Source organism: Rhizobium sp. NPDC092011 (genome assembly GCF_044756305.1).
Taxonomy (GTDB): domain Bacteria; phylum Pseudomonadota; class Alphaproteobacteria; order Rhizobiales; family Rhizobiaceae; genus Rhizobium.
This window is the reverse complement of record NZ_JBIVSO010000028.1, coordinates 1-15,702: the sequence shown is the minus strand read 5'-3', so window position 1 is coordinate 15,702 and position 15,702 is coordinate 1. Positions and strand designations below refer to the sequence as shown.

Below are 15,702 nucleotides of genomic sequence, written 5' to 3'. Positions count from 1 at the left end.
CGGGTGAGGCGAATGTCGGAGTGTCGTCGGGCTGCCGGCGACCAGCATCATGATTGAGGGCAGCCCGAGATATCGGAAGGACGAATAGAAATGCAGGTTTCAGGCGGCCTGTGAACGCCGCTCCATGTGCGCCTTGGCAACCCTGACGGCTTCCGCAGTCCTTCCCCATAGGCCCGAAATCCGCTCGATGATTTCCGGCCGTGCACTGCGCGGATGGCCTGCGGTGAAAACCGGCTGGGGGTCATATTCGAGGACGAGCTGCGTGAATTCGGCCGCATCCTGACCCTTGATCTCGGCGATCAGCGACAGCGCGAAGTCGATACCGGCCGTCACGCCACCACCAGTGATCCTGTTGCGATCGATGCAGACACGGTCATAGCTCGGTTCGATGCCCAGCGCGATCAGAGGTTCGTAGAACGGCCAGTAGGTGGCCGCGCGATAGCCTTCAAGCAGTCCGGCCATCGCTAGGATCACCGAGCCGGTGCAGGCTGCGGTAATGTAGCGGGCAGTTTTGCCAGCGCGCGCAATAAAGTCGAGATATTCCTGGTCCTTCATGATTTCGGGTGTACCGCCGCCGCCCGGTACGAAGAGGATGTCCAAATTCTCCGGGACGTCGTCGAACGTGATGGTCGGGTTCATCGTCACGCCCATGTCGGTCGGAACGGGTTCCATCGTTTTCCAGATAAGATGTGTCTTACTGTGCAGTCCAAGTGCTGTCTGCGGACCGGCGAGATCCTGGAGCGTGAAGCCGGGGAACAGCATCATTCCAACCTGAAGGGGTCTGTCTTCGGTTGTCTTATTCGTTTCATCCGTCATGTGAGGTCTCCTTGTTGCTGGACACCCATATTGAATAGCGATAACCGGCAACCTAGGTGAGTGGCAGGAATGACAAAGTTCGATCAATTACCGCCAGCCCGAATCAAGCGCCGGCTCTTCAAACCGGGAGATTTGCTCGATGCATAAGGTCGCCGTTCTCGTGTTGAATGACGTCGTGCCGCTCGACTTCGGCATCGCCTACCAGGTCTTCGGCATGGCGCGCCTGGACGCCACCGACAAAGCCTATGATGTTTTCGTCTGCGCACACAGACGGACCGTCCGCTCGGGTGGCTTCGACATTCAGGTTCGTCACGGGCTGGACGCTCTCGCAGATGCCGACACGATCGTAATCCCCGGCAGCGAAGATCCGTCCAGGCAGGTCCCAGGATCTGTGATCGTCGCGCTGCAAAAAGCCTACGCGCAGGGAAAACGGGTGGCCTCGATTTGCACCGGCGCCTTCATCTTGGCAGCAACCGGTCTCCTCGATGGACGGCGCGCCACGACCCACTGGCGCTTCACGGACGAACTTGCAAGCTCCTATCCGAGCGTCACCGTCGAGCCCAATGTCCTGTTTGTCGATGAAGGCCAAATCGTCACGTCGGCCGGCGCCTCGGCGGGGCTCGACATGTGCCTCCACCTTGTCCGCCGTGATTTCGGACAGTCAGTTGCGGCTGACGCTGCGCGTCTGACCGTTGCGCCCTTGCATCGCGACGGTGGCCAGGCGCAATTCATACGGCACGAGCCACCAGGATCACCCACGAGCCTGACGCCGCTGATTGAATGGATGCGCGACAACCTGCATGGCTCACACACCGTCGATGCCCTTGCCGCCCGCGCCAAGATAAGCCCGCGGACCTTCGCCAGACGTTTCCTCGAGCAGACCGGGACGACACCCTTGCAATGGCTCGTCCTTGCAAGGATCGACCGAGCGAGAGAGCTGCTGGAAGAAAGCGAAACGTCGATCGACCAGATCGCCTTTCTCACCGGCTTCGGCTCGCCCGTGACATTCCGGGCGCGGTTTCGCCGCATCGCGGGGCTCACCCCGACAGAGTACCGCCGCCGGTTTAATGCAAGCACCCCGACCGCCTAGAAAATGTCCGATATGGCTTTGGCGCCGCATCGCATCGCCATCAAATGGTCGAGTACATGACGGGCCGTGGGCAGCTCTCCCGGCCTGACGTCACCCGATGACAGTTACTGAGGGACATTTGTCCTTTCGACCTTCAAACTCTGCAGATATGCAATCTCGGCTGAGTTCGTATGGCGCGTTTGGCGGATTGGCCTGATCCGATTGCATTCCGGGCGGTTCATCGATCTTGCAGGATAAAGAACAGGGGAGGTCCGGTGACCGGCTTGTCCCCGTTCCAATAGTACAGGACCGATAACATGGCCTTCCTTGCCGACGCCCTCTCCCATGTAAAGCCTTCAGCCACCATCGCAGTCGCGCAGAAAGCGCGCGAGCTGAAAGCCAAGGGACGTGACGTGATCAGCCTTGGCGCCGGCGAGCCGGATTTCGATACGCCCGACAATATCAAGGAAGCGGCGATCGACGCGATCCGCCGTGGCGAAACGAAGTACACGCCGATCTCCGGCATCCCGGAACTGCGCAAGGCGATCGCTGCCAAGTTCAAGCGCGAGAACGGCCTCGACTACACCTGGGAGCAGACGATCGTCGGCACCGGTGGCAAGCACATCCTCTTCAACGCCTTCATGGCAACGCTGAATGCCGGCGACGAAGTGGTTATCCCGGCACCTTGCTGGGTGACCTATCCGGAAATTGCTTCGCTTTGTGGCGCCACCCCTATATTTGCGCCGACGACGCAGGAAAACAACTTCAAGCTCCAGGCCGCCGATCTCGAAAAGGCGATCACGCCGAAGACCAAATGGTTCGTCTTCAATTCTCCGGTCAACCCATCGGGCGCTGCCTATACGCATGATGAGCTGAAGGCGCTGACGGACGTGCTCGTCAAACATCCGCATGTCTGGGTGCTAACCGACGACATGTACGAGCATCTGACCTATGGCGACTTCAAGTTCGCAACGCCTGTCGAAGTCGAGCCGTCGCTCTACGATCGTACGCTGACGATGAACGGTGTCTCGAAGGCCTATGCAATGACCGGATGGCGTATCGGCTACGCAGCCGGCCCGATCCAACTCATCAAGGCTATGGACATGATCCAGGGCCAGCAGACCTCTGGCACGACCTCGATTGCCCAGTGGGCTGCCGTTGAAGCGTTGAACGGCCCGCAGGACTTCATCCCGGCCAACAAGAAGATCTTCGAAGGCCGCCGCGATCTCGTCGTTTCCATGCTGAACCAGGCCAAGGGCATTGCCTGCCCGGTTCCGGAAGGCGCCTTCTACGTCTATCCGTCGTGCAAGGGCCTGATCGGCAAGACCGCCCCCTCCGGCAAGGTCATCGAAAACGACGAGGATTTCGTCACCGAACTCCTGGAATCGGAAGGTGTTGCCGTGGTTCACGGTTCGGCCTTCGGTCTCGGCCCGAACTTCCGCATCTCCTATGCGACTTCGGAAGACCTTCTGGTAGAAGCCTGCCGCCGTATCCAGCGCTTCTGCCAGGCATGTTCTTGAGGCCGCCAGCCGAGAGCAGGACTAGAGACCGAAGCCCTTTCGTTGTCCCGCCCATCCCGTGCTCTTCAAGAAATCTTCCCAGTTGAGGCTGTGAGGGTTGATCCTCCTGCTCCATTCGGCGTCACGATCAGAACGGAAATATCCGTATTCGACGGCGTATTCGGCCATTTCCATGGTTTCGTCCACGAATTCGGGACTGAATTGCGGAAAGTGCTTTCGAAACGCGGTCGCTCCGTAGGCCGAAGCGTATGCTGCCTTGTGCCCGGTGACGCGTCTGAACGTCTCGACGATCTCAGCCGGTGAGATGAGGTCGCCGATGATTGGCAAGTTTTGGCCATTGTAGCGATCGCAATGATCAAAGATCTCGAGGACTGCCGGACCCGTTGCTGACAGTGGATCAACGAACGGGGCGCGAAAATGCTCCGGCAGGTAGATCGGAAACAGCAGCGTATCGCCGTCCATGCGGGGTGGGTAATATTCGAGAAGATTGGTGTAAAAGAATGCCAGTTCGACAAACGAACTTCCAATCGCAAGCCCGCGAATGTGATCCTCGACGCGCGACTTCTCGGTAAAATGCCGGGCGAACTTCTGTCCAGATGTTATTGCGTCCACATTTTCAAGCGAACTGAACACGACGTGGCGAAGACCCGCCTCGACGGCTGCGTCGGCCAGATCGCGGCCAATCTCGAATTCGGACCTTCCAGGAGGAACTACGCCAGGTGTCATCAGAAAGGCACCGTCAGCACCTGTAAACGCCGCCAGGAGATCCTCTTTCCGAGCGGCTCCCAGAGGGATATGGACCAACTCCGCTCCCTGTTGTGCGAGAAGGATCGCCTCTGGAGCATCGGTGCGTCCCGTCAGCGCGCGCACGTGATAGCGGCCGCTTTTCAGAAGTGCGTGCGCCACGCTTCTGCCCTGCTTGCTCAAGCTGCCGACGACGGCGACAATGGGTTTGTTTTCTGATGACATGCCAATTCCTCTTGATAGCGCGGCCTAGATCGGGTCTTCGCGCGCTTTCAAAAGTGGCAGGGCCAAACGTATTTGTATAATCGATTGTTTTTTGAGTTACTATCCAGCTGATGGATATCAATCGTACCGACCTCAATCTCCTTGTCAGTCTCGAGGCGCTGCTGATCGAGCGAAACGTGACGAAGGCGGCTGCGAGACTGAACTTAAGTCAGCCGGCATTGAGTTCGCAGCTGAACCGGCTGCGCGACGTCTTTGGAGATCAGTTGCTCGTCCCCGCCCATCGCGGCATGATACCGACGGCCAAGGCGCTCGAGCTCCTTGGTCCGCTGAGATCGGGACTGGAGCAGCTGCGCAGTACCCTGCACAATCACAACGCCTTTGCTCCAACGACCGCGAACCTGACGGTCGCGATAGTATGCACGGACTATATCGAAGCGGTCGTTGTCCTGCCGCTGATCCTGCAGCTGAGATCTGCGGCTCCTCTGGTGCGCATAGCCGTGCATCGTTTGAACCCGGCCCGGCTCAACCAACAACTTGCTGACGGCGAGCTCGATCTCGCAATTGCGACGCCAGAGGGAACGCACGCACATATTCATAACCGGCATTTATACGAGGAGAAATATGTCCTCATTGGCCGCAAAGGACACCCACGGGTCGGCGAGGGCGGCACGCCTGAGGGCTTCGCAAGTCTGGAACAGGTTATCGTCTCTCCCTCGGGCGGCGGGTTTTCGTCTCCGGTCGATGCCACATTGCAAGCGATTGGGCGCCAACGGACGATCGTAGCATCTGCCGCCTCCTTCCTCGTCGTCCCGGAAATTGTCGCCGCCAGTGACCTCGTCGCGCTCGTTCCAGAGCGCCTGCTGAGAGGCCGGGCCTTGCCGCTTGAAATCGTCGATGTTCCGTGGCTCCTTGAACGCTTCCAGCTCGAGCTTCTATGGCACGAGCGCACTCAGGGTCATCCGGCACAGGATTGGATCCGCCAATTCATCCGCGCCCTCGTGGCGCAATGAGCGCCGCCGGTCGCCGCGATCGCCGGCCGATCTGCGGATTTCAGGGACCAACCGGGCACTGCGTGCCTGGCGGTTGATCGACCAGAGAAACCTACGACTCGCCGATGCTGTAAGGCAGAATCGTCCTCACATCGTGGTCCACATGAAGTTTGCGCATCAAAGGGGGAACGGCGCGCTGGGGACAGCCGACACGCTCGCAGATCCGGCAGGAGATGCCGATGGGAGCGAAATTCTTGCGGGCGGGCAAGTCGAGATCATCTGCATAGACGAAAGCGTGCGCATAGGAGATTTCGCAGCCGAACGCGATGGCGTAGCGTGGTTGCGGATGATGAAATCCCGAACCGAATTTCGTGATCTGCGTGGCGAGACAGAGATATCTGACGCCGTCCGGCGTCTCGGCCAGCTGCCTGATGATACGGCCCTGTGCCTCGAACGCCTCATGCACGTTCCAGAGCGGGCATGCGGCGCCGAACCTCGCAAACTGCAGTTTCGTCGCGCTATGGCGCTTGGTAATGTTGCCGGCGCGGTCTATGCGCGCGAAAAAGACCGGAACACCTTTGTTTCCCGGTCGCTGCATCGTGCTCAGCCTGTGGCAGACCTGCTCCAGGCTCGCCCCGAAACGCGCGGCGAGCAATTCCAGGTCGTGCCGAAGCCCTTTGGCCACCGTTAGGAATTCTCCGTAAGGCAGCAGCAGCGCACCGGCGAAATAGTTTTGCAAACCGATCTTGCAGATTTCCAACGCTTCGGCGGTGCGAAAATTGGCGTTGCGCGCGATCGGTTCGATGAGGTCGGAGGCGTGAAGCTGAGCGATCTGCAATGCGATCTGAAAATCGCGGGTGGCGGCCGGTGCATAGCGGCTGAGGGACAAAGTCCGGGCGGTCTTGTCAAACCTGCGGAGCACTTGATCGTCAGGCTCTGACCTTTTTATCTCGACCTGGTACTGAGATCTCATGAAACCGGACAAGGCGGAATAGTTGTCACCGTACCCGAGCCGTAGTGCCGTCGCCAGTTTCTCCGCCTCCATGTCGAGCTGGTGGATATAGTTATCGACAAAATGAAAGAAGTCGCGAACTTCCTCATAGGGCGTCGTTTCAGCAAGCGAAGCGGAACGACCGAGGCTGTCGCTGAGGCCGACAAGCTGCTCGTTGTTTCGCTTATAGGCCTGATGCGCCCGGATCAGCGACCGTGCCAGATTCGGCGCACCTTGAGTGACGAGTTTCAATTCCTGGACGTTGAGCGCGAGGTTCTCGAAAAGAGGATCGGCGAGAGCCTCTGTCAGGGCGGACAACAACCTGTCACCTTCTCCTGACGACAACTCGCTCACATTGATCTGAAATTTCTCGGCGAGTGCGACGAGGACGGCTGCCGACACCGGCCGCTGGTTGTTTTCGATCTGGTTCAGGTAGCTGGTCGAAACGCCGATCCGTTCGGCGAACTGGGCTTGGGTCGCCCTGTTTGCTACCCTGAGGTCGCGCACCTGACGTCCGATGAAGAGCTTTCCTGCCGCCATGTTTGCAACTTTGCAAAAGATGAGTTTGCATTTTTATAGTTTACTCATCGGTGCACGATCAAGTGTTTTGTGAACCCCGTCCCTTCGCTACAACACCGCAATATCAAGGCATTTTCGAAGGACATGACATGCGATCCGTTCTTGAACAGCTAGAATCGCGGCGGGCAGAGGCAAGGCTGGGTGGCGGCCAGAAGCGCATCGACGCCCAACACGCCAAGGGCAAGCTGACGGCCCGTGAAAGGATCGAGGTGCTGCTGGACAAAGGGTCGTTTGAAGAATACGACATGTACGTCGTCCATCGGGCCGTCGACTTCGGCATGGCAAGCCAGAAAATCGCTGGCGACGGTGTCGTCACCGGCTGGGGAACGATCAACGGCCGGCAGGTCTATGTTTTCTCCCAGGACTTCACCGTCCTTGGAGGATCGCTTTCCGAAACGCACGCGCAGAAAATCTGCAAGATCATGGACATGGCGCTCAAGAACGGCGCGCCTGTGATCGGCCTCAACGATTCCGGCGGGGCGCGGATCCAGGAAGGCGTCGCATCGCTTGCCGGCTATGCGGATGTCTTCAAGCGCAATGTCGAGGCGTCAGGGGTCATTCCCCAAATCTCTGTCATCATGGGACCGTGCGCGGGTGGGGCAGTCTATTCGCCAGCCATGACGGACTTCATCTTCATGGTGCGTGACAGCTCCTACATGTTCGTCACAGGTCCGGACGTGGTCAAGACCGTCACCAACGAGATCGTCACCGCAGAGGAACTCGGCGGCGCAAGGACGCACACCACGAAATCGTCGGTCGCTGACGGCGCCTTCGAAAACGACGTCGAGGCCTTGGAGCAGATCCGGCTTCTTTTTGATTTCCTGCCGCTCAACAATCGCGAGCCGGCGCCGACCCGTCCGTTCTTCGATGATCCGGCACGTCTCGAGCAACGCCTCGACACCCTCATCCCTGACTCGTCGAACAAGCCCTATGACATGCGCGAACTGATCGTCGCTATCGCGGATGAAGGCGCGTTTTTCGAGATCCAGGAAGCATTCGCGAAAAACATCATCACCGGCTTCATGCGCATCGAAGGGCAATCGGTCGGTGTCGTTGCAAACCAGCCCATGGTGCTTGCCGGCTGTCTCGACATTGATTCATCACGCAAGGCCGCGCGGTTCGTCCGCTTCTGTGATGCGTTCAACATTCCGATCCTCACGCTTGTGGACGTTCCAGGTTTTCTTCCCGGCACGTCGCAGGAATATGACGGGGTCATCAAGCATGGCGCAAAGCTCCTGTTTGCCTATAGCCAGGCGACCGTGCCGATGGTGACGCTGATTACGCGCAAGGCCTATGGCGGCGCCTATGACGTCATGGCGTCGAAACATATCGGTGCCGACGTCAACTACGCCTGGCCGACAGCCGAGATTGCCGTCATGGGCGCCAAAGGCGCGACCGAGATCCTGTATCGCTCTGAACTTGGCGACCCGGAAAAGATCGCGGCTCGGACAAGGGAATACGAGGAACGCTTCGCCAATCCGTTTGTCGCTGCGGAACGCGGCTTTATCGATGAGGTCATCATGCCGCATTCCTCCCGCCGACGCATTGCCCGCGCCTTCGCCTCGCTGCGCAACAAACAGGCCGATATGCGATGGCGCAAGCACGACACGATACCACTCTAAGCAATTCAGCCGCCCCGACGCCCAACGCCTGACACCATTGGATCTGGCTCTTGGCGCGAGAGAACCACGCCAAAACCGCTCTGCGCTGAAGCAATCGAAATAGGGATAAACCCATGAACATTCACGAATATCAGGCCAAGGCTCTGCTGAAGGGCTACGGCGCGCCGGTCGCGCAGGGTGTGGCTATCCTCAAGGTTGAAGAAGCCGAGGCTGCCGCCAAGTCGCTTCCCGGCCCGCTTTATGTGGTCAAGAGCCAGATCCACGCTGGTGGTCGCGGCAAGGGCAAGTTCAAGGAACTCGGCTCGGACGCCAAGGGCGGCGTTCGCCTTGCCAAGTCCATCGATGAAGTCGTTGCCCATGCCAAGGAAATGCTTGGCAATACGCTGGTGACGGCGCAGACCGGCGAAGCCGGCAAGCAGGTCAACCGCCTCTACATCGAAGACGGCGCCGACATCGCTCGCGAGCTCTATTGCTCGCTCCTCGTCGACCGCTCGGTCGGCAAGGTTGCCTTCGTCGTCTCGACCGAAGGCGGCATGGATATCGAAGCTGTCGCTCACGACACACCTGAGAAGATCCACACGATCGCCATCGACCCGGAAGCCGGCGTTACGGCTGCCGACGTTGCAAAGATCTCCAAGGCGCTTGAGCTTGAAGGTGCAGCCGCAGAAGATGCCAAGTCGCTCTTCCCGGCGCTCTACAAGGCCTTCGGCGAAAAGGACATGGCCCTGCTCGAGGTCAATCCGCTGATCGTCATGAAGGACGGCCATCTGCGCGTTCTCGACGCCAAGATGTCCTTCGACGGCAACGCTCTTTTCCGTCACGACGACGTCAAGGCGCTGCGCGACGAGACGGAAGAAGACGCCAAGGAGATCGAGGCCTCCAAGTGGGACCTCGCCTATGTGGCGCTCGACGGCAACATCGGCTGCATGGTCAACGGCGCAGGTCTTGCCATGGCGACGATGGACATCATCAAGCTCTACGGCAAGGAGCCGGCGAACTTTTGCGACGTCGGTGGTGGCGCCGGCAAGGAGAAGGTTGCTGCTGCCTTCAAGATCATCACTGCCGACCCCAAGGTCGAAGGCATTCTCGTCAACATCTTCGGCGGCATCATGAAGTGCGACGTCATTGCCGAGGGCGTTATTGCCGCAGTCAAGGAAGTCGGTCTCAAGGTTCCGCTCGTCGTTCGCCTTGAAGGCACGAACGTCGATCTCGGCAAGAAGATCCTGAACGAGTCGGGTCTGGCCATCACGGCGGCTGACGACCTGGACGATGCGGCCAAGAAGATCGTCGCGGCGATCAACGGCTAATTTGAAGGATCTGAAAGAATGTCTATTCTCGTCAACAAAGACACCAAGATCCTTCTTCAGGGTCTGACCGGCAAGACCGGTACGTTCCACACCGAACAGGCGCTCGCCTACTACGGCACGCAGATGGTCGGTGGTATTCACCCGAAGAAGGGTGGCGAAACCTGGACCGGCTCCAAGGGCGAAAGCCTGCCGATCTTCGCAACCGTTGCCGAAGGCAAGGAAAAGACCGGCGCTGATGCGACCGTCATCTACGTTCCGCCGGCCGGTGCAGCCGATGCGATCATCGAGGCGATCGACGCCGAGATCCCGTTCATCACCTGCATCACCGAAGGCATCCCGGTCATGGACATGGTTCGCGTCAAGGCTCGCCTTGACCGCTCCAAGTCACGCCTGCTCGGACCGAACTGCCCGGGCATCATGACGCCGGAAGAATGCAAGATCGGCATCATGCCGGGCTCAATCTTCCGCAAGGGTTCGGTCGGTATCGTTTCCCGTTCGGGCACGCTGACCTACGAAGCCGTCTTCCAGACCTCGAACGAAGGTCTTGGCCAGACGACGGCTGTCGGTATCGGCGGCGATCCGGTCAAGGGCACCGAGTTCATCGACGTCCTGGAAATGTTCCTCGCAGACGAAGCCACGACCTCGATCATCATGATCGGAGAAATCGGCGGCTCGGCTGAAGAAGACGCAGCCCAGTTCCTCAAGGACGAAGCCAAGAAGGGTCGCAAGAAGCCGATGGCCGGCTTCATCGCGGGCCGTACGGCACCGAAGGGCCGCACCATGGGCCATGCCGGTGCTGTGGTTTCCGGCGGCAAGGGCGACGCGGAATCGAAGATCGCGGCGATGGAATCGGCAGGCATCAAGGTGTCTCCGTCTCCGGCTCGCCTCGGCAAGACGCTGGTTGAAGTCCTCAAGGGCTAAATCTGCGGCGAAGCCGAAACACCAATTGTGGAATTCGAAGCGCAGCTCCAGGCGTTACTTGCAGGATAAAGGGCATGTTCAAGAAAATTCTGATCGCAAACCGAGGCGAAATCGCATGCCGCGTCATCAAGACGGCAAAGAAGCTCGGCATCGCGACCGTGGCCGTCTACTCCGATGCCGACGCCGAAGCGTTGCATGTGAAGATGGCCGATGAAGCGATCCACATCGGCCGTGCACCTTCCAATGAATCCTATATCGTCATCGACAAGATCCTGGCGGCAATCCGCGCGACCGGCGCTGATGCGGTCCATCCAGGCTACGGTTTCCTGTCGGAAAATCCGGGCTTTGCCGAAGCTCTCGAAAAGGAAGGCATTGCATTCATCGGACCACCGGTCGGTGCCATTCAAGCGATGGGCGACAAGATCACGTCCAAGAAGCTCGCCGCCGAAGCGGGCGTCTCCACGGTTCCAGGCCATATGGGCTTGATCGCGGATGCCGATGAAGCAGTGCGGATCTCGTCGTCGATCGGCTATCCGGTGATGATCAAAGCCTCTGCCGGCGGCGGCGGCAAGGGGATGCGCATCGCATGGAACGACCTGGAGGCCCGCGAGGGATTCCAGTCATCGAAAAACGAAGCCAAAAGTTCCTTCGGCGACGACCGCATCTTCATCGAAAAGTTTGTGACCCAGCCGCGCCATATCGAAATACAGGTGCTGGGAGACAAGCACGGCACAGTGCTTTATCTCGGCGAGCGCGAGTGCTCGATCCAACGGCGTAACCAGAAGGTCATCGAGGAGGCGCCGTCACCCTTTCTCGACGCGGCAACACGCAAGGCCATGGGCGAGCAGGCTGTCGCCCTGGCGAAAGCCGTCGGCTATCATTCGGCCGGCACAGTCGAGTTCATCGTCGACGGCGACAGGAATTTCTATTTCCTCGAGATGAACACCCGCCTGCAGGTGGAACATCCTGTTACCGAGCTCATCACCGGTATCGATCTCGTCGAACAGATGATCCGGGTCGCGTCAGGCGAGAAACTGCGCTTTGGCCAGAACGACGTCACCCTGACCGGCTGGGCAATCGAGAGCCGCCTTTATGCGGAAGATCCCTACCGCAACTTCCTGCCCTCAATCGGCAGGCTTTCGCGCTATAGGCCCCCGGAAGAGGGCAAGCGGACGGACGGTACGATTGTTCGCAACGATACCGGCGTCTTCGAGGGCGGCGAGATTTCCATGTATTACGACCCGATGGTCGCCAAGCTATGCACATGGGCGCCGGATCGTTTGACCGCTATCGACGCGATGGGCCGAGCCCTCGACGATTTCGAAGTTGAGGGCATCGGCCATAACCTGCCATTCCTCTCAGCCGTCATGCAGCATGACAGGTTCCGTTCCGGCAAGATCACGACAGCCTTCATCGCAGAAGAGTTTCCAGACGGATTTCATGGCGTCGTTGCCGATGTGGTGTCTGCCGGCAAGCTCGCTGGGGTCGCAGCGTTCATCAATCATGCCGTCCAGAGCCGCGCAGCACTGGTTTCGGGAACGATCGGCAATCATCGCCGCATCATTGGTAGCGATTGGGTGGCGAAGGTGGGTGACCACTCGTTCGCTCTTTCCATCGACCGATCGGGCGAGGTTGCGACGGTCGGATTCGACGGAACCACGGTGCGTGTCGAAAGCCCCTGGAAGCCCGGCCAGAACCATGCGGTCTTCCGTGTGGATGGCGATGAGATTGGCGTGAAGATCTCGACCTCGGGCACCGGTATCCGGCTGCGTTGGCGGGGCATGGACATCATTGCCCATGTGCGCGAACCCCGGGTTGCCCAACTTGCCGCGCTGATGCCCGTCAAGCAGGCAGCCGACACCTCAAAGATGCTGCTTTGCCCGATGCCAGGCATCATCACCCATGTTGCGGTGAAGGAAGGCGATGCTGTCGAAGCCGGGCAGGTTCTTGCCACGGTGGAAGCGATGAAGATGGAAAACACGCTGCGTGCCGAACGGCGCGGCGTCGTCAAACGCGTCGCCGCCACTGCCGGCCAAAGCTTTGCGGTCGATGAACTGATCATGGAGTTTGAGTGATGTCTTCCGACAAGACGCTTGCCGATTGGGAGGCATTGGCAACGCGAGAGCTGAAATCGCCGGTCGATTCCTTGACCTGGGAGACGCCTGAGGGAATAGCGATCAAGCCGCTCTATACCCGGGACGACCTCAAGGCGATCGACCATCTCGATTCCTTGCCGGGTTTTGCGCCGTTTGTGCGAGGGCCGCGCGCCACGATGTATGCAGGCCGTCCCTGGACGATCCGCCAGTATGCCGGCTTTTCGACGGCCGAGGCGTCCAATGCCTTCTACAAGCGCAACCTCGCCGCCGGCCAGAAGGGCCTTTCCGTCGCCTTCGATCTCGCCACCCATCGTGGCTACGACAGCGACCATCCACGCGTCGTCGGCGACGTCGGCAAGGCGGGCGTGGCAATCGACAGCGTCGAGGATATGAAGATCCTGTTCGACGGCATTCCGCTGCAGGACATGTCGGTCTCCATGACCATGAATGGCGCGGTCATTCCGATTCTCGCGAATTTCATCGTCGCCGGCGAGGAACAGGGGGTTTCCCGGGCCATGCTGTCCGGCACGATCCAGAACGACATCCTCAAGGAGTTCATGGTTCGCAACACCTATATCTATCCGCCGGAACCCTCGATGCGGATCATTGCCGACATCATTGAATACACGGCCCGCGAGATGCCGAAATTCAATTCGATCTCCATCTCGGGCTACCACATGCAGGAGGCCGGCTCCACGCTGGTCCAGGAATTGGCCTTCACACTCGCCGACGGGCGCGAATACGTGCGCGCGGCGATCGCCAAGGGCCTCAATGTTGACGATTTCGCCGGCCGCCTCTCGTTCTTCTTCGCGATCGGCATGAACTTCTTCATGGAAGCGGCCAAGCTTCGCGCCGCCCGCCTGCTCTGGTCGAGGATCATGGAGGAGTTCCAGCCGAAGAAAGCCTCTTCCCTGATGCTGCGAACCCATTGCCAGACCTCCGGCGTGTCGCTGCAGGAGCAGGACCCCTACAACAATGTCATCCGAACCGCCTACGAAGCGCTCTCTGCCGTTTTAGGCGGCACCCAGTCGCTCCATACCAACGCGCTGGATGAAGCCATTGCGCTCCCCACCGAATTCTCCGCCCGCATCGCCCGTAACACCCAGCTCATCCTACAGCATGAGACCGGCGTCACCAGGGTCGTCGATCCACTGGCCGGATCCTATTATGTGGAAAGCCTGACGGACGAACTCGCAGCACAGGCCTGGGCGTTGATTGAGGAAGTGGAAGCGCTTGGTGGCATGACCCGGGCCGTCGCAACCGGCATGCCGAAGCGCAGGATCGAGGAAGCCGCCACACGCCGGCAGGCCGCGGTGGACCGCGGCGAAGAGGTTATCGTCGGCGTCAACAAATACCGGCTCGAAAATGAAGACACGCTCGACATCCTGGATATCGACAACGCTGCCGTCCGCCTCGCCCAGGTCAGGCGCATCGAAGACACGAAATCCCGGCGCGATCCGACGGCAACCGCAACAACCCTCGCGCGGTTGACCGAAATCGCCCGTAGCGGACAAGGAAATCTCCTGGAGGCCGCCGTCGATGCCGCCCGCGCACGCGCCACGGTCGGCGAGATATCGGATGCCATGCGTCTGGTCTTCGGCGATCATAGCGCGACCCCCGAGGTGGTGAGCGACGTATATGGCGCTGCCTATGATGACGATCCGGAATATTCGACATTGGTTCATCGCCTCGGCGATTTTGCGAAATCTCTCTCGGTCAAGCCTAAGATCATGGTGGCGAAGCTCGGGCAGGACGGGCACGACCGCGGCGCCAAGATCATTGCGTCAGCCTTCGGCGACATTGGTTTCGAAGTCCTGGCCGGCCCCTTGTTCCAGACGCCGGACGAAGCGGCCGACATGGCCATCAGCAACAAAGTCCACGTCGTCGGCATGTCGTCGCTCGCAGCCGGGCACAAGACCTTGGCGCCCCAGCTCGTTGCCGCACTTAAGGCGCGTGGCGCAAGCCATATCATCGTCGTCGTCGGTGGTGTCATTCCGCGCCAGGACTACGACTTTCTGCTCGAAAACGGTGTCGCTGCTGTCTTCGGTCCAGGAACGAACGTTCTCGAAGCTGCCCGCGCGATCGTCGATCTGATGCAGGGCAAATTGCGCAATCAGTGAGGTCACATGCTCGGTCCCGTAAACCACATTGCCATCGCGGTGCCGGATCTGGCCGGTGCGGTCGATCTTTATTCGAAAATCGGCGCCAAGGTCTCAGCGCCGCAGGATCTGCCTGAGCACGGTGTCACGGTCGTGTTCATTCAGTTCCCGAACACCAAGATTGAGCTGCTTCATCCGCTCGGGGAGGACTCTCCGATCAAGTCCTTTCTGGCCAAGAACCCGTCGGGAGGCATTCATCACCTCTGCTTCGAGGTAGACGATATCGAGGCAACAGGCAGGAACGTGTCAGAGGCGGGGGTACGGATCCTCGGCAACGGCGCCCCGAAAATCGGCGCGCATGGCCTTCCGGTATTGTTCGCTCATCCAGCCGACTTTTGCGGGACGCTCGTCGAATTCGAGCAGGCTGACCGGACCTGAGCTGCGGCGATCTCTGCTGCTCGGGTTCGAACTATCGATCGCATCGTGATCCTGATGACTCCAGACCGACCATCAGATCGTTGGCCTGAGAGGGATTGCGCGCGCTTAAAAAACTATGGCGCTGGTCGCGCGCTGCCCATGTGGGAAGAGGGGAGTTGATATGATTGTAGGTGCTGTTCAGGAGCGGGCGCAAAACGAGTCTCGCGTATCTCTTTCGCCGGAGAGTGCATTGCATCTTGTCAAGCTTGGTCATGATTGTCTGATCGAGGCGGGAGCGGGTGAGGGG

Annotated in this window: 13 protein-coding genes; 10 read left to right on the top strand and 3 right to left on the bottom strand. The window is 59.5% G+C overall.

The features are described 5' to 3' along the window. Window positions 1-99 precede the first annotated feature (99 nt). On the bottom strand, window positions 100-816 hold the full coding sequence (locus ACIQJ2_RS37000; RefSeq protein WP_400677835.1) for a DJ-1/PfpI family protein: 717 nt from the start codon (window positions 814-816) through the stop codon (window positions 100-102). 139 nt (window positions 817-955) lie between these two features. Here ACIQJ2_RS37000 and ACIQJ2_RS36995 point away from each other — a divergent pair, with 139 nt between their 5' ends. Beyond that, complete coding sequence (locus ACIQJ2_RS36995) at window positions 956-1,906, top strand: GlxA family transcriptional regulator (RefSeq protein ID WP_400677834.1); 951 nt, start codon at window positions 956-958, stop codon at window positions 1,904-1,906. 296 nt (window positions 1,907-2,202) lie between these two features. Continuing rightward, the gene (locus ACIQJ2_RS36990) at window positions 2,203-3,405 is read left to right on the top strand and encodes a pyridoxal phosphate-dependent aminotransferase (protein WP_113379997.1); all 1,203 of its coding nucleotides are present in this window, start codon (window positions 2,203-2,205) and stop codon (window positions 3,403-3,405) included. Between the two features lie 21 nt (window positions 3,406-3,426). Here ACIQJ2_RS36990 and ACIQJ2_RS36985 read toward each other — a convergent pair whose 3' ends face one another. Then, a complete protein-coding gene (locus ACIQJ2_RS36985) occupies window positions 3,427-4,374 on the bottom strand; it encodes an NmrA/HSCARG family protein (RefSeq protein WP_113379998.1) in 948 nt (315 codons plus the stop codon). Window positions 4,375-4,484: 110 nt separating this feature from the next. Between ACIQJ2_RS36985 and ACIQJ2_RS36980 the strand changes: the two genes are divergently transcribed. Beyond that, on the top strand, window positions 4,485-5,384 hold the full coding sequence (locus tag ACIQJ2_RS36980; protein ID WP_400677833.1) for a LysR family transcriptional regulator: 900 nt from the start codon (window positions 4,485-4,487) through the stop codon (window positions 5,382-5,384). Window positions 5,385-5,475: 91 nt separating this feature from the next. Here the strand turns inward: ACIQJ2_RS36980 and ACIQJ2_RS36975 are convergent, their stop codons facing one another. Continuing rightward, complete coding sequence (locus ACIQJ2_RS36975; RefSeq protein ID WP_400677832.1) at window positions 5,476-6,894, bottom strand: short-chain fatty acyl-CoA regulator family protein; 1,419 nt, start codon at window positions 6,892-6,894, stop codon at window positions 5,476-5,478. Between the two features lie 128 nt (window positions 6,895-7,022). On the opposite strand from ACIQJ2_RS36975, the gene ACIQJ2_RS36970 reads away from it, so the two are divergent. From ACIQJ2_RS36970 to ACIQJ2_RS36940, 7 genes are all read left to right on the top strand, one after another. Continuing rightward, complete coding sequence (locus tag ACIQJ2_RS36970; RefSeq protein WP_400677830.1) at window positions 7,023-8,555, top strand: acyl-CoA carboxylase subunit beta; 1,533 nt, start codon at window positions 7,023-7,025, stop codon at window positions 8,553-8,555. 113 nt (window positions 8,556-8,668) lie between these two features. Further along, window positions 8,669-9,862: an ADP-forming succinate--CoA ligase subunit beta gene (sucC, locus tag ACIQJ2_RS36965; protein WP_400677829.1), complete on the top strand. Its 1,194-nt coding sequence runs from the start codon at window positions 8,669-8,671 to the stop codon at window positions 9,860-9,862. Window positions 9,863-9,880: 18 nt separating this feature from the next. Beyond that, window positions 9,881-10,783, top strand: a complete 903-nt coding sequence (sucD, locus tag ACIQJ2_RS36960; protein WP_400677827.1) for a succinate--CoA ligase subunit alpha — start codon at window positions 9,881-9,883, stop codon at window positions 10,781-10,783. 74 nt (window positions 10,784-10,857) lie between these two features. Further along, a complete protein-coding gene (locus ACIQJ2_RS36955) occupies window positions 10,858-12,858 on the top strand; it encodes an acetyl-CoA carboxylase biotin carboxylase subunit (RefSeq protein ID WP_400677825.1) in 2,001 nt (666 codons plus the stop codon). Next, window positions 12,858-14,999 (top strand): methylmalonyl-CoA mutase, encoded by a 2,142-nt coding sequence (gene scpA, locus ACIQJ2_RS36950; protein ID WP_113380004.1) that lies wholly within the window; start codon window positions 12,858-12,860, stop codon window positions 14,997-14,999. Before ACIQJ2_RS36955 ends, scpA begins: the two co-directional genes overlap by 1 nt. Window positions 15,000-15,005: 6 nt before the next feature. After that, a complete protein-coding gene (gene mce / locus ACIQJ2_RS36945) occupies window positions 15,006-15,416 on the top strand; it encodes a methylmalonyl-CoA epimerase (RefSeq protein WP_400677823.1) in 411 nt (136 codons plus the stop codon). A 115-nt stretch (window positions 15,417-15,531) separates the two neighbouring features. Then, a partial coding sequence (locus ACIQJ2_RS36940; protein ID WP_400677861.1) for a hypothetical protein occupies window positions 15,532-15,702 on the top strand: 171 nt, incomplete at its 3' end.